The sequence below is a fragment of the Aeromonas allosaccharophila genome, assembly GCF_016026615.1.
In the GTDB taxonomy this organism is placed as follows: domain Bacteria; phylum Pseudomonadota; class Gammaproteobacteria; order Enterobacterales; family Aeromonadaceae; genus Aeromonas; species Aeromonas allosaccharophila.
In genome coordinates this window covers 266,177-289,005 of sequence record NZ_CP065745.1, presented here as the reverse complement: position 1 = coordinate 289,005, position 22,829 = coordinate 266,177, and the positions used below count along the sequence as shown (strand labels likewise).

General features: G+C 44.2%; 17 protein-coding genes and 4 pseudogenes. 3 read left to right on the top strand and 18 right to left on the bottom strand.

Annotated features, from left to right (window positions below; all coding sequences use genetic code 11):
• The first annotated feature begins 1 nt into the window (after position 1).
• Positions 2 to 1,366 carry an efflux transporter outer membrane subunit gene (locus tag I6G90_RS01260; RefSeq protein ID WP_197929368.1) on the top strand — a complete coding sequence of 455 codons (1,365 nt, stop codon included), beginning with the start codon at positions 2 to 4 and terminating at the stop codon, positions 1,364 to 1,366.
• A gap of 533 nt (positions 1,367 to 1,899) precedes the next feature.
• Here the strand turns inward: I6G90_RS01260 and I6G90_RS01255 are convergent.
• The 9 genes and pseudogenes from I6G90_RS01255 to I6G90_RS01215 all read right to left on the bottom strand — a co-directional run bounded on the left by I6G90_RS01255 (position 1,900) and on the right by I6G90_RS01215 (position 12,073).
• Positions 1,900 to 2,310 carry an H-NS family histone-like protein gene (locus I6G90_RS01255; protein WP_005344269.1) on the bottom strand — a complete coding sequence of 137 codons (411 nt, stop codon included), beginning with the start codon at positions 2,308 to 2,310 and terminating at the stop codon, positions 1,900 to 1,902.
• A gap of 365 nt (positions 2,311 to 2,675) precedes the next feature.
• Positions 2,676 to 3,128, bottom strand: a pseudogene (locus I6G90_RS01250) (IS3 family transposase); the annotation flags it as partial.
• A 7-nt stretch (positions 3,129 to 3,135) separates the two neighbouring features.
• Positions 3,136 to 4,554 carry an IS66-like element ISAs21 family transposase gene (locus I6G90_RS01245; protein ID WP_004576012.1) on the bottom strand — a complete coding sequence of 473 codons (1,419 nt, stop codon included), beginning with the start codon at positions 4,552 to 4,554 and terminating at the stop codon, positions 3,136 to 3,138.
• A gap of 103 nt (positions 4,555 to 4,657) precedes the next feature.
• Positions 4,658 to 5,376, bottom strand: a pseudogene (locus I6G90_RS01240) (IS3 family transposase); the annotation flags it as partial.
• Positions 5,377 to 5,552: 176 nt separating this feature from the next.
• Positions 5,553 to 7,286, bottom strand: coding sequence for a PglL family O-oligosaccharyltransferase (locus I6G90_RS01235; RefSeq protein WP_197929367.1), 1,734 nt, complete (start codon positions 7,284 to 7,286; stop codon positions 5,553 to 5,555).
• A gap of 491 nt (positions 7,287 to 7,777) precedes the next feature.
• Positions 7,778 to 8,830 (bottom strand): UDP-N-acetylglucosamine--undecaprenyl-phosphate N-acetylglucosaminephosphotransferase, encoded by a 1,053-nt coding sequence (gene wecA, locus I6G90_RS01230; protein ID WP_197929366.1) that lies wholly within the window; start codon positions 8,828 to 8,830, stop codon positions 7,778 to 7,780.
• Positions 8,831 to 8,845: 15 nt separating this feature from the next.
• Positions 8,846 to 9,961 carry a glycosyltransferase family 4 protein gene (locus I6G90_RS01225; protein ID WP_197929365.1) on the bottom strand — a complete coding sequence of 372 codons (1,116 nt, stop codon included), beginning with the start codon at positions 9,959 to 9,961 and terminating at the stop codon, positions 8,846 to 8,848.
• A gap of 2 nt (positions 9,962 to 9,963) precedes the next feature.
• Positions 9,964 to 11,013: an EpsG family protein gene (locus I6G90_RS21465; RefSeq protein ID WP_197929364.1), complete on the bottom strand. Its 1,050-nt coding sequence runs from the start codon at positions 11,011 to 11,013 to the stop codon at positions 9,964 to 9,966.
• Between the two features lie 10 nt (positions 11,014 to 11,023).
• Positions 11,024 to 12,073 carry a glycosyltransferase family 4 protein gene (locus I6G90_RS01215; RefSeq protein WP_197929363.1) on the bottom strand — a complete coding sequence of 350 codons (1,050 nt, stop codon included), beginning with the start codon at positions 12,071 to 12,073 and terminating at the stop codon, positions 11,024 to 11,026.
• 201 nt (positions 12,074 to 12,274) lie between these two features.
• Between I6G90_RS01215 and I6G90_RS01210 the strand changes: the two are divergent.
• Positions 12,275 to 12,514: pseudogene (locus I6G90_RS01210) on the top strand (helix-turn-helix domain-containing protein); the annotation flags it as partial.
• Positions 12,515 to 12,522: 8 nt separating this feature from the next.
• Here the strand turns inward: I6G90_RS01210 and I6G90_RS01205 are convergent.
• Positions 12,523 to 13,941 (bottom strand): IS66-like element ISAs21 family transposase, encoded by a 1,419-nt coding sequence (locus I6G90_RS01205; RefSeq protein WP_004576012.1) that lies wholly within the window; start codon positions 13,939 to 13,941, stop codon positions 12,523 to 12,525.
• A 105-nt stretch (positions 13,942 to 14,046) separates the two neighbouring features.
• Here I6G90_RS01205 and I6G90_RS01200 point away from each other — a divergent pair.
• Positions 14,047 to 14,841, top strand: a pseudogene (locus tag I6G90_RS01200) (IS630 family transposase); the annotation flags it as partial.
• A gap of 243 nt (positions 14,842 to 15,084) precedes the next feature.
• On the opposite strand, the gene I6G90_RS01195 reads toward I6G90_RS01200, so the two are convergent.
• The 8 genes from I6G90_RS01195 to I6G90_RS01160 all read right to left on the bottom strand — a co-directional run bounded on the left by I6G90_RS01195 (position 15,085) and on the right by I6G90_RS01160 (position 22,828).
• Positions 15,085 to 16,017, bottom strand: coding sequence for a glycosyltransferase family 2 protein (locus I6G90_RS01195; protein WP_197929362.1), 933 nt, complete (start codon positions 16,015 to 16,017; stop codon positions 15,085 to 15,087).
• Positions 16,018 to 16,056: 39 nt separating this feature from the next.
• A complete protein-coding gene (locus I6G90_RS21370; protein ID WP_197929361.1) occupies positions 16,057 to 16,704 on the bottom strand; it encodes a CatB-related O-acetyltransferase in 648 nt (215 codons plus the stop codon).
• Positions 16,694 to 18,226, bottom strand: a complete 1,533-nt coding sequence (locus tag I6G90_RS01185) for a glycosyltransferase family 4 protein (RefSeq protein WP_197929360.1) — start codon at positions 18,224 to 18,226, stop codon at positions 16,694 to 16,696. Before I6G90_RS01185 ends, I6G90_RS21370 begins: the two co-directional genes overlap by 11 nt.
• A 78-nt stretch (positions 18,227 to 18,304) precedes the next feature.
• Positions 18,305 to 19,555: an O-antigen translocase gene (locus tag I6G90_RS01180; RefSeq protein WP_197929358.1), complete on the bottom strand. Its 1,251-nt coding sequence runs from the start codon at positions 19,553 to 19,555 to the stop codon at positions 18,305 to 18,307.
• A complete protein-coding gene (locus I6G90_RS01175; protein WP_232254395.1) occupies positions 19,552 to 20,670 on the bottom strand; it encodes a DegT/DnrJ/EryC1/StrS family aminotransferase in 1,119 nt (372 codons plus the stop codon). The genes I6G90_RS01180 and I6G90_RS01175 overlap by 4 nt, the downstream gene beginning before the upstream one ends.
• Positions 20,648 to 21,589 carry a GNAT family N-acetyltransferase gene (locus I6G90_RS01170; RefSeq protein WP_197929356.1) on the bottom strand — a complete coding sequence of 314 codons (942 nt, stop codon included), beginning with the start codon at positions 21,587 to 21,589 and terminating at the stop codon, positions 20,648 to 20,650. The genes I6G90_RS01175 and I6G90_RS01170 overlap by 23 nt, the downstream gene beginning before the upstream one ends.
• A complete protein-coding gene (locus tag I6G90_RS01165) occupies positions 21,586 to 22,431 on the bottom strand; it encodes a formyltransferase family protein (RefSeq protein ID WP_113738826.1) in 846 nt (281 codons plus the stop codon). The genes I6G90_RS01170 and I6G90_RS01165 overlap by 4 nt, the downstream gene beginning before the upstream one ends.
• Complete coding sequence (locus I6G90_RS01160; protein ID WP_197929354.1) at positions 22,418 to 22,828, bottom strand: sugar 3,4-ketoisomerase; 411 nt, start codon at positions 22,826 to 22,828, stop codon at positions 22,418 to 22,420. The genes I6G90_RS01165 and I6G90_RS01160 overlap by 14 nt, the downstream gene beginning before the upstream one ends.
• Position 22,829 lies beyond the last annotated feature (1 nt).

Here is a 22,829-nt window from a genome sequence, read left to right as displayed (position 1 = left end):
AATGCACAAACTCTCCTGGCTGGCTCTCTGCATGGCCCTCAGCGGCTGTAGTCAGCACAGCACCTATCAAAGACCCGAGCTGGCGATTGCCCCCACATGGCAACAAGCAGAGGGCGCCCAACTGGCTGCGCAGGCAGGCCCATGGTGGCGGGAATTTCATGATCCCCGGCTCGACAAGCTGGTCGATGCGGTACTGGCCGCCAACCCCGACATGCGTGTGGCGGCCCTCAAGCTCAAAAGCGCCCGACTGGGCACCGAGCTGGCCGATACCAACCTCACCCCCTCGGTCAATGGCTCTATAGGCGCAACTGGCAACAAGGATCTGAAAAGTGGCAAGGCCACCAACAGCCTTGGCCCCTCGCTGAGCCTCAGTTACGAAGTGGATTTATGGGGCAAGCTCGCCTCGGTACGGGATCAGGCAAGCTGGGAAGCGGCTGCGAGCGAGCAGGATCTCGCCAGTACCCGACTGCTGCTGATCGGCAATACCCTGGAGCAGTATTGGCAGCTCGGCTATCTCGGCTCTGCCATCTCGCTCGGAGAACAGCAGCTGGCCAACCTGACACGAACCGAGCAACTGACCCTGACCAAATACCAGGCAGGCGCCATCACCCGGCTCGATCTGGCGCAGGCACGCCAGCAACTGGCAGGCAAACAGGCTGAGCTGGCCTCCCTCAAGGCGCTGCAGGAGCAGGCCCGCAATGCCTTGCGTCTGCTGCTGGGCCGCAGCAGCGGGCCACTGGAGTATGCACCCGCTTCCCTTGCAAAGCAGACCATTCCTGAACTTGCGGTGGGTATCCCGGCCGATGTGCTGGCTCGCCGCCCCGATGTCAAAGCGGCCGAATTGCGGCTGCGCAAGACGCTGGCAAAAGGAGACGAGATCCGTACCAGCTTCTATCCCAGCCTGACCCTGACCGGCAGTGCCAGCACCGCATCCGATCGACTGGCGCAGGTGCTGCAAAATCCGGTCGGTACGCTGGGAGCCAGCCTCGCCCTCCCCTTCCTTGAATACAACCGCACCCAGCTCGCCATCGAAAGCTCAGAGCTGGATTACCAGATTGCCGAAACCGAGTTTCGCAAACAGCTCTACACCGCACTGGTAGAAGTGGAGGACAATCTGGCCGCCCGCCACTATGGCCAGCAGCGACTCGATTATCTGCAGGAACAACTGAGTTATGCCCAAGAGGCCGAGCGGCTGGCCAAGGCTCGCTTCCAGGCGGGGGCAACCGGTGTGCAGGCCTGGCTTGATGAGCAGAACCGGTTGTGGGATGCCCAGCAGAGCCTGCTGGTCCAGCAAAAAGAGCAGCTCACCACCACCGCCAAAATCTATCGCGCCCTGGGTGGCAGCGATAGCATGACGCCCCGATAATGGTTCACCCAGCTATTCCCCACTCTGGCCAGCAGGGTGGGGAATGCTACCCCCATAGACCGTACCGAATTCCCTCTCCCACACTGCAGCCGAACTCCATTGCCCATCATCAAGGGACTGTCATGGCAACTCAGCCAATTCCGTACGTCGATCGCCCTGAATATCCTAGCCATCCCTTACAGCACTCTTGATACGAAAAGCACCCTGCGGAGATAACGGTTACCGGATATTCCATCAGCAGAGGAGTTTCTCTTGCCGAACGGTGCCCCGTGAATCGTGAGAGGCATTTCCGAAACACGTATCTGCACGACCTATACAAATAGCGATATCGCGCTGGTGAGCCGCAGGGCAAAATTAATCGCAAACAACGCGTGATATTGAGAAAAGTAACAGTGAGGTGAAACGCAGTAAAAAGGATACAAGCGAGGATGTTGATAACTGTGGGGCAAAGGGTCGGATAGGATAACCACGAGTAAAACGGAAAAAATAATGCCGCCCAAGGGCGGCATTATTCAATCTCTGAACCTGACGAATTAGATCAGGAAATCGTTCAGGTCTTTACCCAGAGCGACTTGAGCAGCAATGGCTTTCGGCATACGGCCTTGACCGGTCCAGGTTTTTTCCTGGCCATCTTCTTCGTACTTGTATTTAGCCGGACGCGGAGCGCGCTTGCTCTTGGCAGCGCCAGTCGCAGCAGCCGGAGCAGCGGCAGTAGCCAGCAGCTCGCGAGGATCAATACCAGCCTGCTGCAGCATTTCGGTGAATTCATTCAGCTTGCGCTGACGCTCTTCCTGTTCAGCACGCTCCTGTTCAACAGAATCGGCGCGCTCTTGGTAAACCAGGTCAAACTTCTCTTTAGCTTCCAGCAGTTGCTCAAACGGCAGCTCACGAATAGCGGCACGCAGACTGCGAATGTTCAGCAGAACTTTCAGAAACTCGTTCATTATTTCCTCACAAAAAAGTCGGTTACAGGGATACCGTTTCAGAATAGCATGGACAATTCCCGACAACATACAGTTTTTCTATATTAGCATTCTTTTTTCTTAATTTTCACCAGCAAGATCGAATGCCGGTCACTATCAATAACAAACAAGCTCGAATGCCGATCATTTGGGTAGTGAGGCGATTACCGTCTTGTGTTCAAGAAAAGTCGGTATTTCAAGACTCATTAATTTCCAGTTCAGTATCCAATAGACTAACGCTGAGATCCGCTATATAAACCTTGATCGCACATCTCTACCATACGCTCAACATCATATGACAAGCCTGTTCCTATCCGTTTAGCAATGAACAAGCCTAGATGTAGTGGTCAACTAAATCCGGACACTTGGTTAGGCCGATCCTCGGCTTTTGCTGGCGGTATCCCGTCATTGTGTTGATGTGGACGCCGCCAGTTGTAGTAATCCATCAGGTAATAACTGATATCCCGCTTTGCTTCCCGCAGACCCATGTACCCCGTTGCCGGGAGCCACTCTGACTTCAGGCTTCTGAACAATCGCTCCATCGGTGCGTTATCCCAGCAATTACCACGGCGACTCATGCTCTGGGTCATTCGATAACGCCACAGTCGTTGCCGAAATGCCCGGCTGCCGTATTGGCTGCCCTGGTCAGAGTGAAACAGCACGCCAGATGGGCAACCCCGTTGCTGATAGGCCATCTCAAGTGCTTTGATGGCCAGCTCGGCATCTGCTTTATCTGACATCGCCCACCCCACAACCCGCCGGGCATGCAGGTCGAGCACTGCGGCCAGGTAATGCCAACGTAACCGTTCACCGGGACGGTGTTGACAGCACCAACTCCTCCGGGAACGGGTAGTCGGTTTTCTCGATGCAGGACCTGACAACTGCCCTCAGCCACTCCTGCGGGCAGCGGCCCAATCGCTTGGCCGTCTCCACCAACGATAGGATACGCTGCCTGAACTGCTCGCCTCGATGCGACCAGACGCCATAGCTTCCCTTGCGCCACAGCACATAGCCACGCAGCGCCCGCTCCGCTTCATTGTTGGTCAGCGCTATCTCGTCGTTTTCCATAAAACGCCATAGCATCTCATCGTCCTTGAGCAGTAACTGGCAGCGCCCACGGTAGCGCTTGGAACACAGTACACTGCCCCGCTCCAGCTGCCTTCGCCAGCTTTGCCGACATCGCTGCAACCTTCGCTGGTACTGCTCCCGGCTTAAGCAGCCTTGTTCATAGCCATGCCGGGTTCTGAACACCGTGTCAGCCAGCAGTACCAGCCGGGCTCCGATAGGCTGGTTGACGGCGTCGCTACTCTCGGCAATCGCCGCCACGTTGCGCAGCACATGCGCCCAGCACAGTTGGCGCTGGGCGCTGTCGATGAAGCGGTATCCCGCATACTGGTCGGTCACCAGCACCCCATCAAGCTCACTGCCCAGCAACCGCTTCGCTGCCTCCTGACCGCGGCCAAACGCCGTCATGAAGCAGACCGCGACCTTGCTCAGGGCCAGCCACATCCAGCGTCGCTCACCGCCCCGCTGGTGCCGGGTTTCATCGGCATGGATGATGGCGGCAGACTGCACTTGCTGTTTGATGGCTTGGTGGGTCGGGGTGAGCATGGCGCTGACCCGGCCTTGCGCTTCACTGATGGCGCCTCGGCTAAAGCTCAAACCGAAGTGCTGCTTGAGCTGCTGCTGTATCTTGCTGATGCTCTGGTGGAACTGACCACTCTGCAAAGCGATATAGCTCAGCAGATTAGCCCCCATCTGGCTGTGGCTCACCGTATCGGGCAGGGCTGCTTCACTGGTGGTGACGCACCCACGGCAGGTGCCCCGATACAGCTGATGCTCTGTCACCACATAGCTGACCTCGGGCAGGTCAAACACCTGATGAACCCGGTAGGGCTTGTCATGGGACACCACCTGCTCACCACAGCAGGCGCACTGCCGGGCAGGATAGTGTGGTATTGCCGTCAGTCGGTCGTCCTCAGGATGACGTTCACGCCGCTGCCCCTTGTGGCCAGGCTGGGCACCACGAGCCTTGCCGGAAGCGGGGCGCTTGCGCGCAGGCGGGGTCCCCGAGCCATCAGTGGAGGGGGGCTTGGAGGAGTTATTGCTGTTTTGGTTGAGGCGGTCTTCAAGCTCGGCGATGCGCGCCATCAGCTTGTAAATCAGCTCGTTGGCTTGCTCGAGGGTCAGCGGCAGGCCGGGTGGTGGCGTAATGGGTTTGCTCATGACGTGATGGTGCCAAGCTGGCGGGATCAGGCAAGGGGCAACAGTGGATCAAGGGATGATCGTCTCACTTTTTCCTGTCAATGCCATCTGGGTGAACAGTTACATGCCAACGACCACCGGCCCAGACGTAAGTGATATCGCCACACCACACCTGATTGGGTTGCGGGACATCAAATTCGCGGGCCAGCAGATTGGGAATGTCCGGTCGTTCAGACTGTGCCACCTTATAATGGTGTGCGCCCGGCTGTTTGGATGCCAGCCCGGCTTCCTTCATCAGGTTACGTACTTTGAATCGACCAATCTGATACCCCAACTCCAGCATCATCGACATCAAGGCGCGGCTGCCTGCAGAGCCTCGGCTCTCTTTGAACAACCGGCGCAACTCGCTGCGTTGCTGTATCCGCTCACGGTTAATCGTCCGCTTGCGAGCCAGATAGTCGTAAAAACAGGACGTGGGAACATCGAAAGCGCAGCAGACCAGGGTGATGGGGGCTTACTCTCTTAATTGGTCTATCAGCGCGTACGTGTGAACTCGTCCGTCATCAAGAGAGCCGTAGCCTTTTTTAGAATGTCCTTTTCGCGCTCGAGCCGATGGATGCGGGCTTCCAGCTCCTGGATTTTCTGCTGCTCAGGAGTCAGTGCTTTGCTGATAGGCGTGGTGCCGGTTCGTTCGGATTGCAGTTGCTGAACCCAGCGGCGAAGCACGGTTTCACCGACATCTAGTGAACGGCTTGCTTCGGGGACAGAATATCCCTGGTCGAGCACCAGGGATGCGGCTTCGAGTTTGAATTCGGCAGTAAATGAGCGACGTAATCTTGTCATTGAACACCTCAGGTCATGGTGGCGACTGTACCACCTAAAATGGTGTCCGGGATGATTAGACCACTACACTTCCTCCAGTGATCTACTATTCGGAACAGCTATTTAGCAATTCAGAAGATAGACTATAAAAAGCCAGCCATTGTTAATGGGCTGGCTTTCTACGTAGCCAAATAGCACTATTTATTTTTGGTTATATTCTTTCCTGATTGATCAACACTAGTAATCACTGCCTGTGAAACCGCTCCAGTTAAAAGGGGCTCGGTTGGATAGAGCTTAAGTGCTTCTGCCCGCATCGCATTGGCTTCCTCTGTACGACCCAATGCGTTAAGCGCGATCACCATATTGGCGCAGATGTTGGCACGTGGTGTATGGCGTACGAATGCCTGCCCCCACTCCAGATAAGCTTCCAGTTCGCTCTTGTTGTTTGTCTGCAGACCCACCATCAGACGAACCGAGTTCACATCAAACTCAACTCGGGTCAACCAAGCCATGGGGTTAATAATATCAAGTAGCAAGGTCGGCTCTTTATACCCACCCCGTTCATACTTGGTGACTACCCACGCGGTATGAATGGCCGTGAGCATAAAGGGGACAACCAGCAGCGGAATAGCAATCGCCATAAATCGCAGTAACAACCAAGGGCGGCACTCCATATCCCACCATGATGAGCGACCATAACTCGCCAGGTTGGTCTCTTCAATTTCGGTATCGATGATATAAATCAGCGTCAGCAACAACCACCACAACACGATTGCATGGTAGAGAGGATATTCCGTTTGGGTGTGGAGCAATATCGGGGTAACCAGGGCAAGCAGCCCCATGGCATTAACCCAACGCACACTCGCCAGACGCCATAATAATGCGCCTCCCATGATCACCATACCTACCATGGGTGCAATGCCCCCCTCAACAGCCCAATAGAGAAACTCGTTGTGAGGGTGGTCGAGATTGTACTCAATCTGCACCATCGAAGGATTCAGCATTTTATCAGCCATGTAGTGATGGAGAAAAACAGATTCAAAACTGCCGTATCCCCAACCACTCCAGGGAGCCTGCGCAATCAGTTTTGCAGCATAGGGCCAATAAATAGACCGCATTCCACCAGACTGATAGATCTCCAGCCCACGCTTTGCTCCAGCCATCCAATATTGTGATAACAGGCCGATGGCAACAGCCAGGATAACCAGACCCAATATCCGCCATAGCAACCGTTGTCGATAAAGCTGAGGCATCAATAAAAACAGGGCTAACAGGCCGCCTAATTGCCCCACTCGGGATTGTAAAACCACCAGTAACAGTGATGCAGATAGAATGACGCCATAGCGCAGTACCATCAGCAAGCGACCACCCTCTCTACGCAGTTCCAGCCAGATGGCAAGGGCAATACCGGTCGCCATAAACGTCGCCATCACGTTTGACTGTTGAAAGATCCCGTAAGGGCGATTGGCTTTGGTGTCATAGCCAATCCAGTTACCTGGCGTCAGCAGATAGAACTGCACCAACCCCAGAACAGCTTCGATCGCGATCGCAATCAGGATCAGATAGAGCAAGCGATCACGCTGCAACTTATCAAAGCGCCATTGATAGAGCCCAAACAAAAACAGCAAACCAGCAAAAAGCCCCAGTAATCTGGGAATGGCATAATCCTTGAGTGCAAACCCAGGATAGAGCATGGGAAGCAGCAGCAAGAGTGCCCCTATCCATAAACCAGCTTGCAATGAAGAAAAGACCAGACGCTGGCGTAACGTCACTTGCCACAACCCCAACCCTATAGCTAGGCTAGCAAAAAACCATCCCCATGCATTAAAGGGCAGATACAGCCCGGCACCACCTGGGTTGTGCATAAAAAAGTGCATACCCAACACCCAATAAAATACACTTAAACCAATCATAATTCGTCTTAAAGTCATAGTTGTGATTCATCATGTAGTGGTCTGGTTTGCACTAGTCTAATCATCCCAAACACCATTGTACGAGGTACATTCACCAGCATGACCAGAGGAGTTCAATGACGAGGTTACATCGCTTATACACAGCTAGGGCCGTCATGCTTGCTTCTCCATTCAAGGATATTCTGTCACCAAAGCAAGTCATTTATGAAGCCATACTTTATCACCGGACTCAGTAGCTTCAATCCTAACCCAGTGGCACAACACCAAAAAGCACAGCACTGACTCCGAAACAGCAGAAAATCCAAGGGCTGGAACCCATGTCAACACAATGACGGGATACTGCCAGTCACATCCGAGACATCCGAGGCTCAACCTAACCAAGTACCCGAATTTAATGGACCACTATACAGCATTGACATTGAGCTCGGCATCACCCCTAAAAATGAATTTTAGGTTGCGAATCTTGAAGCTAAATTGAAGGTAATTTAATAACATAAATATCTTAGCCATTAATTATTTCTCAACCAAGAAATAATTTTCCATATGTAGCTCAACATTACATAATACAACAATGAAACAAACAAAAAAATTATCATAACCATAAAATCTGACATGCCACTATACTCCATAAATATACCAAGAATGGCGAGGGATGCGGCCATAAAAGAGATTAAGGCTAAAGATTTTCGTGATGAAAATCCAGCTCTCAAACAAATATGATGCAAATGTTCCCTATCAGCTTTAAATGGAGATTGCTTCTTTTTTATTCTCCTTGTCATTGTCGAAATCATGTCAATAAGAGGAATGGCAATCAACCATAAGGCCGTTACCGGTTTCATCTGAGAAGTGGCACCTTGTGTGCCCTGCAATAATATCCATACTATTGTGAAGCCAAGCAGCATACTTCCTGCATCACCCATAAATATTTTGCATTTGTCTTTTAGTATAACACCAAGATTTAATAGTAAATACGGCAAGGTAACTATAATGAAAAGCAAACAGAACCATGCGATATTAAACTGTTCGTCTTCATAGTGTATATAAAAAAGCCCTGAAAATGCGACTAGTGATAATGCCCCCAATAAACCATCGATACCATCAACCATGTTAAACGCGTTTATTGCTCCTAAAACAGCAAGTATAGTAACAATATACCCAAGAGGCCCTAAAACCAATTCCGAACCAAAGAGTATATATCCAAGACTTTTCAATGAAAGACCAGCACCAAAAATCATGAGACAAGAAACAATTATTTGAACGATTAATCTTATTCTATAATCAACGTCATACTTATCATCAATCACACCGATCATAACAAGTATTGAAGCGCATAGTACATAAATATCAGAGTGCACTAATAACTCTTGTTTCCACCAAAGGGCTAGCATCACTGATGTATATATTGATAAACCACCGACTAACGGGACATTACCTATGTGCTGTTTTCTCTGTGTGGGTTTATCAACCAAGCCAAATATATGTGCTAGCTTGCTAAACAAAAGAGAGAATATAAATGATGCCACGCCAATAAAAATAAAGAAAAATAATATGTTTGAATTCATGCTATTACCGTCACTTTACACTTTATATTTCATTATGACTTTTTTATAAAAATCAAAAACTATCTCATTTGCGTACTTGTTGGTTACATAGTTTCTTCCATTACGTCCGATCAACAATAATTCAGAAGGCTTCAATCCAAGCACATAGGTACATGTATCGACTAAACTATCTACATTTTTTGGTTCACAAAGGAAGCCGGTTTCCCCATTTATCACGACATCCTTACACCCTGGGACATTTGATGCAATCACTACTTTCGACATAGCTGAAGCTTCAAGTAAGGTCCGAGGAATCCCCTCTCTATATGATGGTAATACAACACAGTTTGCTTTATTTATGAACGGTCTAACGTCATGCTCAAATGGTAAATAATCAATCACCCCTTCTTTTTTCCATGCCTCCAGTTGTTCTTTCTTTATCGAATTAGGATTACCAGTATCAATATCTCCCATCAATATGAATTTACACCCTGGAAAACAATTTTTAATTCGTCTTCCTGCTTCAACAAATTCAAAAATACCTTTATCTGAAAGCATTCTGGCAATCAAAAGAAATGAAAAACTCTCACTAAAAAATGGTTTAAAATGATGGTTCGAAAAATAATCAACATCAATGCCCTCACCTGGGAGGATTCGAGCTTTATTATTATCTACCAGCCTTAATGAAATAAAATAGCTCTGATCATCATCATTCAAGAACCAAACTTCATTTGAAAAAATCAATGATAATTTATATAAATAACGAGATATTGTTGATACTAAATTTTTATTTATAGCTATATAACCTAAGCCAGTTGTAACAGCTATATTTTTAACCCCAGCTAACCATGAAGCAATTGAGCCATAAATTATTGGCTTTATAGTATAGTTGAAGATAAGGTCTGGTTTAACCTCTTTTATTTTTGAATAAATTTTAAAAAGAAGTAATATTTCGTAGATTGGATTTATTCCTTTTCTTGAAATATTTATATCTAACAACTTGCACCCAGGTATATTTTTTAGATTATTGACAGAACTATCCATTGGCGCCAAAATGTAAACCTGATGCCCCAGACCAATAATGTTTTTAATCAAATCCACTCTGAAGTTATAGAATGACCACATTGTATTACCAATTAATAATATTTTCACATTTAAATACTCAAGATGTTTTTATATGGAAGCCAAAACAAATTTGCGAATGGAGAGAGGTATAACCAAATAAGTAACACAGAAAAATATAGCAACAAAAAAAATGCCACGACGTGACGAAAATATTTAGAATCATGAATCCTATCTAAAACCAGCATCAATAAAAGTGGTTGAAAATATATAAAGTACAAGTAAAATCTATCCACTAGTGTTGGATAGTAAAAAACTAGAATCATAGATATGCATGTAACTATAACTCCACTTCTTAGTAAATCAGACTGTCTATCCGCAAACAAAAAAAATGATGGAGATGGATTCACCATAAAATATAGACATAAGATAAAAACCCCTAGACCGACACGTAAAACTGCACCCTGCGAATAGACTAAATTTTTTATATATAGTTCTGATATATGACCCCAATAAAAAAGATATATATAAGTCATCATTGCAATAAAAAATAACAACATAGAAAAAATAACTTTTCTATTATTAAGTCCTAATATAAACACAGGAATAAATGATAGTGAAGACTTATGAAAAAGCACAGATAGCATAATAACCAGAAGTGATCTGTATACTTTACCATCCAAGAAGAATGAAACTGCTAATAAGGACAATCCAATTGCTACAGACTGTCTAGTGTAACCCATTCCCACAACAACAATTAAGTATGGATATAAAACAGCTAAACACAACCATGGATATGGCTGCTTGGAGCAAAAAATGAATATACAACTAAAAAAAATAAGCGCACAGATAAAATTAACTATATATATAGTCCCGAATGTTCTTCCAACAATCCAGTTTATAGCCGCATATGCTGGGTCTGTATACCTGATCGCATCAAAAAATGAAAGCTTTGATATCTCAATAAAGAATTTATTATATAGCAGCCAGTCCCCGCCAATAGACTCTCTAAACCCAATGAATAAACATAAAAAAACATAAAAAAGTATCCACGGGAACTTACCTCGTAATATTCCATTATGCCTAATTGCAAACAATGATAAAATAATATAAGGAAATATATATGCAATATAAGAACCCATGAAATAACGCTCAGTTGATTATTAATGACTCTTTTATCGACTTGTATTGTTGTTGAACACAATATATATTTTCGACCGCTGCACGTCCATTTTTTCCATACATTTCACGGAGAGCACTTGACGATATGAGCGTAGAACATGCAGAAATCCACTCATCTTGTGTAGATGCTAGCAATCCTGATTTCGAGTCATTTACAATATCAACATTAACTCCTATTGGGGAAGCAATTACTGGAATGCCGACGGCCATATACTGAATTATTTTATATCCACACTTACCCTTTTCCCACTCATTGTCTATTAATGGCATGATCCCAATGTCCATTTTTTTAATTAGCTCCACTTCACTATCTGCAGACCATGAAACCAATTCAATATGATTATTCTTAAAATGACTTAAAATCTTATCACTAGCACCAACAACCAAGAGTTTTACAGAAAATTTTTCACAGATAGATGACAGAGCATCTTTCATTTCAATTAGATATTTCTCCGTTGATGGAGAGCCGATCCATCCGATGTAAGAGACTTTATCTCTGTAATTGTAATTTGGATCTTGAGGATAACGACGGATGTCAATCACTGTAGGTATAATCAAAACGTTTTCAGCACCGGATAACTTTGCCTTATCCGCCAAATTTCTATTTCCTGCAATAACTAGTGATGCATGCTTCATCACCTTTTCAATTTTATTTCCCAATAGAAACTTTTTTAAATTACCATTTTTATATTGTAGATACACCGCATCATCATAGTCAACAACAACTCTTTTCCCTACAAGGACAAAAAAACGCTCAAACCAACTAGGTAAATAGGGAAAGATCTCTTTTTCTACCCATATCGTGTCAAAAAAAACACATGATAAACAATGAAAAAAACGCCTTATATAACACCAAATAATATTGAGATATGGTAGTTTTCTCTTTCCATTAAGAAATAGCATATACTTTTCGTTAAAGAACGATGCTACATAAAAATCATCATGGCCAGTAGTGATAAAAGGTAAGTATTGTAACAATCGTAGTCTTGAGCTAGCGCCTTCAGCAGGGTAACGACTCATAACCATAATTCTTTTTCTCATTCTCGCCCCTAAAGATTAATCTCAAAAAATAAATATACTCGATAGTAAAACACAATAAAATCTATTTATTACTAAATAGCTGTTCCGAATAGTAGATCACTGGAGGAAGGGAACTCAGTCCAGTTTGTGCGATCTCATTAGTCGCCAAACAAAACAAGTCACACCCAAAGGACTGAGTTGATGCCTATCCTACCACCCCTGCCACGACCACAACGGCGCCGCATTCACAAAATCATCCATGCCACGCGTGATAAAGGGCATGCTCGTCGCTTGATGGCCATCTTGCTGTTACATGAAGGTCGCACGATCACTGATGTTCATCACCTTACCGGCGCGGCTCGCTCGACCATCGGCCGTTGGCTTCGGTGGTATCGGGATGAAGGTGTGGGTGCGTTAGAAGCCTTACCGGCTGGCCGTGCCGTAACCGTTCACCGGGACGGTGTTGACAGCACCAACTCCTCCGGGAACGGGTAGTCGGTTTTCTCGATGCAGGACCTGACAACTGCCCTCAGCCACTCCTGCGGGCAGCGGCCCAATCGCTTGGCCGTCTCCACCAACGATAGGATACGCTGCCTGAACTGCTCGCCTCGATGCGACCAGACGCCATAGCTTCCCTTGCGCCACAGCACATAGCCACGCAGCGCCCGCTCCGCTTCATTGTTGGTCAGCGCTATCTCGTCGTTTTCCATAAAACGCCATAGCATCTCATCGTCCTTGAGCAGTAACTGGCAGCGCCCACGGTAGCGCTTGGAACACAGTACACTGCCCCGCTCCAGCTGCCTTCGCCAGCTTTGCCGACATCGCTGCAACCTTCGCTGGTACTGCTCCCGGCTTAAGCAGCCTTGTTCATAGCCATGCCGGGTTCTGAACACCGTGTCAGCCAGCAGTACCAGCCGGGCTCCGATAGGCTGGTTGACGGCGTCGCTACTCTCGGCAATCGCCGCCACGTTGCGCAGCACATGCGCCCAGCACAGTTGGCGCTGGGCGCTGTCGATGAAGCGGTATCCCGCATACTGGTCGGTCACCAGCACCCCATCAAGCTCACTGCCCAGCAACCGCTTCGCTGCCTCCTGACCGCGGCCAAACGCCGTCATGAAGCAGACCGCGACCTTGCTCAGGGCCAGCCACATCCAGCGTCGCTCACCGCCCCGCTGGTGCCGGGTTTCATCGGCATGGATGATGGCGGCAGACTGCACTTGCTGTTTGATGGCTTGGTGGGTCGGGGTGAGCATGGCGCTGACCCGGCCTTGCGCTTCACTGATGGCGCCTCGGCTAAAGCTCAAACCGAAGTGCTGCTTGAGCTGCTGCTGTATCTTGCTGATGCTCTGGTGGAACTGACCACTCTGCAAAGCGATATAGCTCAGCAGATTAGCCCCCATCTGGCTGTGGCTCACCGTATCGGGCAGGGCTGCTTCACTGGTGGTGACGCACCCACGGCAGGTGCCCCGATACAGCTGATGCTCTGTCACCACATAGCTGACCTCGGGCAGGTCAAACACCTGATGAACCCGGTAGGGCTTGTCATGGGACACCACCTGCTCACCACAGCAGGCGCACTGCCGGGCAGGATAGTGTGGTATTGCCGTCAGTCGGTCGTCCTCAGGATGACGTTCACGCCGCTGCCCCTTGTGGCCAGGCTGGGCACCACGAGCCTTGCCGGAAGCGGGGCGCTTGCGCGCAGGCGGGGTCCCCGAGCCATCAGTGGAGGGGGGCTTGGAGGAGTTATTGCTGTTTTGGTTGAGGCGGTCTTCAAGCTCGGCGATGCGCGCCATCAGCTTGTAAATCAGCTCGTTGGCTTGCTCGAGGGTCAGCGGCAGGCCGGGTGGTGGCGTAATGGGTTTGCTCATGACGTGATGGTGCCAAGCTGGCGGGATCAGGCAAGGGGCAACAGTGGATCAAGGGATGATCGTCTCACTTTTTCCTGTCAATGCCATCTGGGTGAACAGTTACGCCGTGCCCCGGTCTTACCTGTCGCCAAGATTGTCACCTTACTGGTGCTGCTCATGCAGTTTTCTCCGCAAGATTTTGGTTATCAGCGCAGCCGCTGGTGTACTGAGCTATTGGCTATCAAAATCAATCGGTTAACAGGCCTCAATATGGCAGCCTCCACGCTCCGTCGATGGTTACCGCGTATGGGCATTGTCTGGCGAAGGCCCGTGCCGACCTTGCGGATAAAAGACCCTTCCTATCAGGAAAAAATGGCGGATATCGACGCTGCGCTGGCCCGCTGTGATGCCGATAATCCGGTGTTTTATGAGGATGAAGTCGATATAGACCTCAATCCCAAATTAGGGGCCGACTGGATGTTCAGAGCGCAGCAAAAGCGGGTTGTCACACCGGGACAGAACGCGAAACATTACATGGCAGGCGTTCTCCATGCAGGCAACGGAAGAGTGCTTTACGTCAGTGGGATAAAGAAAAACTCATCCCTGTTTATCGCCATGCTGGGAAAGCTGCGTCGCCACTACCGACGAGCTAAAACCATCACGCTGATCCTCGATAACTACATCATTCACAAAAGCAAACAGACCGAGCGATGGTTGAAGAAAAACCCCAAGTTCTGCTTGGTGTTCCAGCCAGTTTACAGTCCTTGGGTTAATCACATAGAACGGCTGTGGCACCAGTTACATGAAACCATCACGCGCAATCATCAATGCAGAGGAATGGCCAGCCTGCTGGCCCGAAAACACTTCATGGATACCGTGTCTCCTTTCCCGAGTAATGGCTATGGCACAGCGAAGGTGTAGCACTATTGGGATCAGTTATTTAGCCTCCTCAAATTATGGGCCCTGAAAGATAGAAGTAGAACAATAAAAAAGTCATTACCAACATATGGTTAATATTGATTACCGGCCCAATAAATCTGACCAAACGAATTTCACTATGAAAAATAGGCAAAATAGAAGTTCAAGGATAGCCGTATAGATGGGGAACTGGGTCTATTTATCAGTATAGAATTTCATTCGTTGATTTAACTATGAAAATTATGTTTATTGTCGAAAAATCTTTTTATAAGAAATGAAACAAAAGTACAGCAATGACTTAACAAACCCCATTCTCAAATATTTAGAGAATTTTAGTGATTCATAAAGAATTCCTTCTGTATGCAAAAATGTCTCTAGCTCAGAGTTAACACTTTTATTCTCCCCTAACATAAATCGCTCATAAATAACTCGATTTTGCATTTTAATACTGAGATAGTGCTTTTCTAACAAGCTTAAATTATCCATTATACTTCTTGCCTTGAAAGCAGAAAGAAGAGAGCTCTGCTTTGCACCTATACAATTAGAATCATGTTGTCGATATAACATTGTTGGTTGTAAACAATAAGATGTTTGTCCAATAAGAGAGGCCACCGATATTAACCACCAATCATGCATAATGGCCTCTTCGGGGATAGGCAGCGCAATATCCAATAGTTTTCTATTGAAGATCATCGAGCATCCTGGAAATATGTTACGATACAAAATATTATTAGATCGTGCATCTTGCGGTAGCTTTACACCTTTATAATTTAAAAATGATTCATGTATTACAGATAACTCACTATCAACGACCATTACATCCGTTGAAACTAAACAGGGGTAGTTTCCATCCAATTTCATTATAGTATCAAGGCTAAGCTCAACTTTATGTGGTAGCCACACATCATCCTGATCACAGGTCATAACAAAAGCAGCGGATGTTAAAGAAAGCCCATAAGAAAAGTTATTTTTTGCGCCATTTCTACCAGAGTCATTGTTATAAAACTCTATGCGAGAATCCTTTTTAATCGCCAACTTCAAATATTTTGTATCTACTGAGCTGTCATCGACGATTATAATCCTAGAAACCTTATGTATAGCTTCTTGAGATAGAATTGAGTCTATTTGTTCTAGTAGATACACGCTAGGATTATATGTAGCGATAACAATATCTATCATATTGCACCTATTATTAATAATAGTTTTAGTTTAAAATATTTACAATTCTAATTTTTTACAATTTTCAACACAAGGCTTATCATATAAGATAGTTATCTGTTCATTACTCAATAAATTTATATCTAGACAACCGACATCAACATTCATCATAATTTCATATTCGGGAATTTCAAAACGACGTTTAATTAATTTGGCTGGATTTCCACCTATTATAGAATAAGGCTCGAAGGACTTAGTAACTACGCTTCCCGCAGCGACAACAGATCCCCTACCTATTGTTACACCAGATAATATTATAACGCCAAATCCAATCCATACGTCATTCTCTATGATAATTGGTCCTTTTGATTTTGCATCAAGAAATTTATCTAATCCTCGTTTTGCCATTACTGGGTATGTCATGTAGCCTCGAACTTCATGATTTCCGCCGAGAATAAAATAGACATTATCAGCAATAGATACATATGAGCCAATTTTTAATAGCTCATTATTATGCCCCCATGACATGACATTTAAATTGCCATATGTATATTCTCCAACACTTACTCTTGTAGTGTCAAATATACTATTTGCACATGTATAATTATGTCGATTGTGCTTACGCCAACGAAGTTCAAAAATAAAGGAATATACAGCACCTTTTATTTTATCTAGGATTAGATTGAGTGGCTTATATTCAGATTGCATGCAGAATTCTCTTCATTATTTTTTTTATAACCAGCTTTGACGTAATCAAATACAAGGCTATTTGTATAAAAAAAGTCATGTCATTTTTAATTAAAATCTTATAAATAGAGATGAATGACATCCGATAATCCAAGCATTGCTCAATTTCTGACTCATTGTATATTTCTTGGATTTTTACAGTGTTTATTTTATATTCAATAGGTTCATTATTAAAGCTAGCGCATGAAGGATTATCCAACAACACCCTCACTCTCTCATCAAAGTCTTTTATAGAAATTAGCGTGTTTTTAATTGACAATGATCTATTCTGTCTATATTCAGAATTTTCTATCAGGCGCGACACTTCATTAAAAAAGTCGCTTTCGTTAAAAAAAGTAATTTTATTATCTGGTGAGATATTAGGTAATAGAGCTTCAACAATATTTAATGGCAAGTCTTCTCTTGAATATTGAACTACAGGAACACCTGATGACGCAGCTATTTGTGACATCAATCCACCAGAAATAGGGTATGAGCCCACGTAAATATCTACGTGATTAAATATAGCATTTAAGTCTTGACGATTACCAAGTAAATATACTCTGTCAGAGAAATTATTAGATGATATAAACTCATTAAATGGTGATCTTTGCCCATCACCGGCAATAATAAGTATCGTGTTTGGATATCTATCCAACACTCTCTTCATGACCCTAAAATATAACCCACCATCACCATAAAACTTATACAGGGAACCACCTGAAAATATTTTTATATTTCCCGTAAAATCCTTAAATGGAAAACCATCAAAATTGGAGTCACTTTTAATGATTGGATAGTAAGGCATATATATTAATTTTTTTTCTGAAATGTGCCTTTGATACTTTGATAATTGACGTCCATATGGCCTAAACTCAAGACAATAATCAAGACAAGAGACTCCCAACCAAAATGCATGATCAGTGAGATTAATTTGAAACTTCGTTACAGACTCAAACTGTGACCAAGCAGAAACGCCTACAGCATCATTCGGCGCCATGTGAAGGAATGCTTTACTGGGACTGATTTGATTGACTATTGAACATATCACTTCTATTTTATTAATCAACGATATATTTTTTTCTATCTCTATAACCCTCACTAGAGGATTTCCATCTAGCTCTAGAAATATATCTTTACTATTGCAAAGCGATTTCCCGCTATTTAAAATGAAAACCAATGGCACTTTACATTTCAAAAGAGCTCTAATATATTGTTGAGTTAACCCGCGTGAATCATAAGCGAAACAATCATAAAATATAATTGCGTTATTAAATTTTACAAGGTCTGTGTAAGTAAGTTCTTTTTGTGATAATTTAAACTCCGCCCCTATTTTGACACACAGATTCTCTAATTCATCATCTGCATATCTAAAGTTAAATCTATAAGCTAATTCCGCTGCCAAGGTAATACATTTAAGCGCATTCTCATAATTCCCAGACTGATATTCCTTACTGGCAATATACTTTATTTTTTCAAAATCAGATAATTTATTATCTCTCATCCCCCCCCCCATAAAAAACATATATCTTATTATGAAACACGTCGAAGCTTTCAACTCAACCACTTAAGAAATAAAGAACTATGATGAATATTTATTAAATCCAAAGCAAACAAATAAAAAATAAATAAGATAATTACTTAAATATGCCAAACAAGCACCAATCGTTCCATATAACGTGACCATAATATATGTTATAACGACAAGGGAAAATGAAAAAAACACTTCTGAAAAAACAAACCACTTAGTGGCACCACGAGATACCATTGGATATGCATAAAGCCACGCAAAAATTTTTATCACATCACCAGCTAGTTGGATAGCAAACAAGTCACGAGCACTACGAAACGCTTCAGTAAAAAGCAGTGAAATAGCCACATCACGTAATAGATAAATACCTATAGCCATAACGATAACTATAGGGATAACGACTTTCGCTGTCTTATTTATCTCTATTGTTATAGCATCAATTCCCTTTAAAGAGGATAATCTAGGCAGATAGTAGGTACTTAATGCCATAGTAATCACGCTTAAATAAACTTCAGATATCTTCCAAACCGCTTGCCACTGACCTGCTGCATCCCATCCGACTATGTCAATAATTATGTTCCTGACAAATATAATAGATATTGGAACAGTTAATGCTGAAGTTATAGCCATTAACATGTAACTACCAATGTCTCTACGAACTCTTACATCAGCATGTCCCCACCAATAGCGAACATTAGCCCAAGGTTCACGGAAGTTGAAACATAACATGACAATACCGATTAATGCAGACTGAACGGCTACAGCTAATAATGCCCCCTGAATATTATACAAAGCTATCATACCCAGCATAACACCACCAGATACCATTGCAGAGAGCATGCCAAGCCATACATAACGGCGGTATTGTTGTTTACCATTAATGATAGAATTAAATAGTGTACCAATAGCTGACAATGGTAAGACAATAATAGTCATTACAACAACCCAATAAAATCCACTTTCTTGAAATAACCAGAAAGCGATTCTTTCAGATAAAAGCAAGCCTATTGGGATTATTATAGAAGAGAGAAGTAATACCCATTGCCATGCAGCACGCCACCATGGTGAGCAGGCTTCTATACCTTGTGCCTGATGCTCAGCTGTGTAACGAACAACCCCATTTCCTACCGGTGCATTAATAATACCATTCAAGCTTGCTACCATGCTCTGCACCTGCCCAAGCATGGCCAAACCAGTTGGGCCAGTATATATAGCCATCACCTTAGCAATGACAAATCCCATCGCCATTCTAAGCAGGGTCAATAACCCTGTCATCGCGGTGACTTTGAGCAAACGCTTCATGCATTAAATCCATTAACAGCCGCAATGACTTGTGCAACCGTCGCTTCACTCATCGTAGGATCAAGCGGAAGAGAAAGAACTTGCTGATGGATCTCTTCCGTCAATGGCAGGGATATAGTGTTCCACTGGCTATATGCCTGCTGTTTATGTGGCGAAACCGGATAGTGGATCAGGGTCTGAATACCTTGCTCGGCTAGATAAGCTTGTAATGCTTCACGCTTTTCACAGCGCACAACAAACAGGTGCCAAACATGTGCCAGCTCATCGATAACATCAGGCAATGTTATCCGTGGATTTGTGATCCCCGAACGATAAGCTTGAGCAATTTGCTGGCGACGAATGGTCTCTCCTTCCAGATACGGCAACTTTACACGTAACATTGCCGCCTGAATCTCATCAAGGCGGCTATTCACCCCCTGATACAGGTTTTCATACTTCTTATGAGAACCATAATTGCGCAAGGCCTTCAGTGTCTGCGCAAGTTGATGGTCATTGGTCGTGATCGCACCAGCATCACCAAGGGCACCGAGATTTTTACCTGGATAGAAGCTAAATCCAGCCGCATCGCCCCAGTTACCAGCTCGTTGGCCATTAATCTCGGCGCCATGTGCCTGAGCACAATCTTCCAGCACCAATAAATTATGCTGTTTGGCTATGGCCATAATTTCTTGCATCGGACACAGCTGACCATATAAATGCACCGGCAGAATGGCTTTGGTTTTGGGGCTAATGGCGGCGGCCAGCGTGTCGGGGTCGAGGTTATAGCTTGCAGGGTTTGGCTCAACCAATACCGGCACCAAGTCATTTTCAGTGATGGCCAGCACAGAAGCAATATAGGTATTAGCCTGGACAATCACCTCGTCACCGGCTTGCAGTTTGCCCAGTTCTTTCCACGCGCGTAGGGTAAGGATTAACGCATCAAGCCCATTGGCCACACCAATGGCGTGCTTGGTTCCGCAGTAAGCGGCAAATTCGACTTCAAATTGGCTTAACTCATTACCCATGATATACCAACCGGAATCAATAACGCGTGCACAGGCATCTTTTAGTTCTTGTTGGTATTGGTTGTTGATAGCTTTTAAATCGAGGAAGTTAATCATTTGCTTTAATCTCATAAAAATCATGCACGATAGCCCTAGCGCCAAAACGCTCCTTTTGAGAAATCAATCCCTCATTGAGGTAACGACCTTGATTTTCGTTAGAGATTCCAAAGTCGAAATACTCTTTATCAAAGAATACCGTTTTAACCAAATGATCAATCAACCCATCTAAAGCACCTATGTTTCTTCCTATATCGGTGTTATAGAGATACTGAGTATGCGCAGCATTATCAGCTAAAAATATTACCACACCTGCAACTTGCATCTCATTAATATATGCGGCATAAACTTTTATTTGCTCTGGAAACATTTTCTTAAGAGAAACTATTTCATCATATGAATGAACTGGTTTGGCCCCATGCCCCGACATAAGTACATTCGTTAAATTATCCCAAAAGCCGAGCAAGTCATCCGACTCTTGATAAGAAATGCCACTTGCATTTGCTTTCTTTATAATCCTTTTCCTTCCTTCCGAATATTTTATCGGATTACTCATCTTTATGGTTGATGATACATCTCGGCGAATGAGAGTCGCGTTTACCATAAAAAGAGAGTACAAATCTTCATCACAGGGGAAAGAATGATAAATATACGGCATTTTTTTGTATATCAGGCTAGAAAAGCCATTCATCTTAAGATACGGAGGTATTGCATTAAATATTTCATTGACTTCGTTTTGCTTGGCTGACGCTTTGATTACAAGCCCACCAAATGTCAACCCTTGATGGGAAAACAATACCCCCTCGGCACTATTGGCAGGTAAAATAGCTAGTAATTTTTGACTATCATCAAAGAACATTAAAGAATGATCATTGAATCTATCGGAATGATACTCCATAAAATCTCTAAAAAATAAAAAGTGCTTATTTTTAGCAAGAGAGACAAACTCATCCCATATTTTTTTATCTGAGTCGTTGTACTTCTTTATTTTCATTTAAGCAGCCTTTTTCCAATTTTAAACATTCGATGAAATTCAACCTCGTTACCTTGATAAAGCTTTGCTTTCTTTACTTTTAATATGCATTGATTAAAACTAATATATGTGCACCCACCTTGTATATTAACTACGCGACCGAGGTGCATTTTTATTGGATGATGTAAAACTTCAGACTCCACTATTTCATATAAGTTATTTTCTATAGATAACATTGGCAATGGGTAAGGTTCAACAAGAGTTCTTATTGTTGCATTCAAACTATCAAAATCTAATGTGTAGTCTAGTATGCAATCATTTATATTTCTTTTACAACACCACGTTGCTTTAGAAAAATCTTGCTTAACTGGAATTAAGTTACCAGCCAAAAAATCACAAACAACGCCACCCAAATTATCAAGAACATACAAATCAAACAAATCCATTATTTGTTTAGATGTCTTACTATCAACAGAAACTTTATACTGTGCTAAAATATCACCATCATCAATATTTTCATTCATAATATGAATGGTAAACCCAACTTCTGGCTCATTATTTAGCATTGCCCATGCTAGGCTATGAAACCCTCTATACGTTGGAAGTAATGATGGGTGCGTATTTATAACAATTCTATCTTTCAACACATCACTTGGTATTATTTTAACGTAAGCAGCACAAACTACGATATTAACATCTACATCATTAAAATTGTTAATCTTTTCATCTTGACTCCTGAGAAGTCCAACTAAATCATCATCATCAGATATCAAATATATTTTATAGAAAAATTTCGCCAATGACGTAAATGCAACAATTCCACCATGGCCATTTGCGGCCAAAATTATTTCATTTTTTCTCATTGATTCTAACCGCTTCAATAAATTTTATATAGTCTCGTATATAGTCTGACTCATCATAAAGTTGATCAGCCAATACCATTAGTACACAATCCTCAGAAAAATCGTACATTTCATGCCATTGCATTGCATCAATGAACAGCCCTTTATCTGGTGTTGATAATACTACCTCTTGCTTATTAGTTCCATCATCCATAACAAAGCGGCATGACCCTTTAATGCAAACAGCAAGTTGTTTTAACTTTTTATGGGCATGAAAACCGCGAGCAACGCTAGGCTTGGTACCGTATAAATAATACACTCTCTGGATATCGAAAGGTATTTGATTATTGGATTCTAGAGCAATCAACGATCCTCTTTCATCCCCAAGCACCCTGAAATCAACCAATTTAATTAACATC

Coding starts and splice junctions, on each gene's coding strand:
- I6G90_RS01235 (WP_197929367.1), bottom strand. CDS start 7,286: ATGACTTTAAGACGAATTATGATTGGTTTAAGTGTATTTTATTGGGTG.
- I6G90_RS01180 (WP_197929358.1), bottom strand. CDS start 19,555: ATGAAGCGTTTGCTCAAAGTCACCGCGATGACAGGGTTATTGACCCTG.
- I6G90_RS01195 (WP_197929362.1), bottom strand. CDS start 16,017: ATGATAGATATTGTTATCGCTACATATAATCCTAGCGTGTATCTACTA.
- I6G90_RS01160 (WP_197929354.1), bottom strand. CDS start 22,828: ATGTTAATTAAATTGGTTGATTTCAGGGTGCTTGGGGATGAAAGAGGA.
- I6G90_RS01205 (WP_004576012.1), bottom strand. CDS start 13,941: ATGAGCAAACCCATTACGCCACCACCCGGCCTGCCGCTGACCCTCGAG.
- I6G90_RS01165 (WP_113738826.1), bottom strand. CDS start 22,431: ATGAGAAAAAATGAAATAATTTTGGCCGCAAATGGCCATGGTGGAATT.
- I6G90_RS01215 (WP_197929363.1), bottom strand. CDS start 12,073: ATGAGTCGTTACCCTGCTGAAGGCGCTAGCTCAAGACTACGATTGTTA.
- wecA (WP_197929366.1), bottom strand. CDS start 8,830: ATGAATTCAAACATATTATTTTTCTTTATTTTTATTGGCGTGGCATCA.
- I6G90_RS01255 (WP_005344269.1), bottom strand. CDS start 2,310: ATGAACGAGTTTCTGAAAGTTCTGCTGAACATTCGCAGTCTGCGTGCC.
- I6G90_RS01185 (WP_197929360.1), bottom strand. CDS start 18,226: ATGAGAGATAATAAATTATCTGATTTTGAAAAAATAAAGTATATTGCC.
- I6G90_RS21465 (WP_197929364.1), bottom strand. CDS start 11,013: ATGGGTTCTTATATTGCATATATATTTCCTTATATTATTTTATCATTG.
- I6G90_RS01175 (WP_232254395.1), bottom strand. CDS start 20,670: ATGAGATTAAAGCAAATGATTAACTTCCTCGATTTAAAAGCTATCAAC.
- I6G90_RS01245 (WP_004576012.1), bottom strand. CDS start 4,554: ATGAGCAAACCCATTACGCCACCACCCGGCCTGCCGCTGACCCTCGAG.
- I6G90_RS01170 (WP_197929356.1), bottom strand. CDS start 21,589: ATGAAAATAAAGAAGTACAACGACTCAGATAAAAAAATATGGGATGAG.
- I6G90_RS01260 (WP_197929368.1), top strand. CDS start 2: ATGCACAAACTCTCCTGGCTGGCTCTCTGCATGGCCCTCAGCGGCTGT.
- I6G90_RS21370 (WP_197929361.1), bottom strand. CDS start 16,704: ATGCAATCTGAATATAAGCCACTCAATCTAATCCTAGATAAAATAAAA.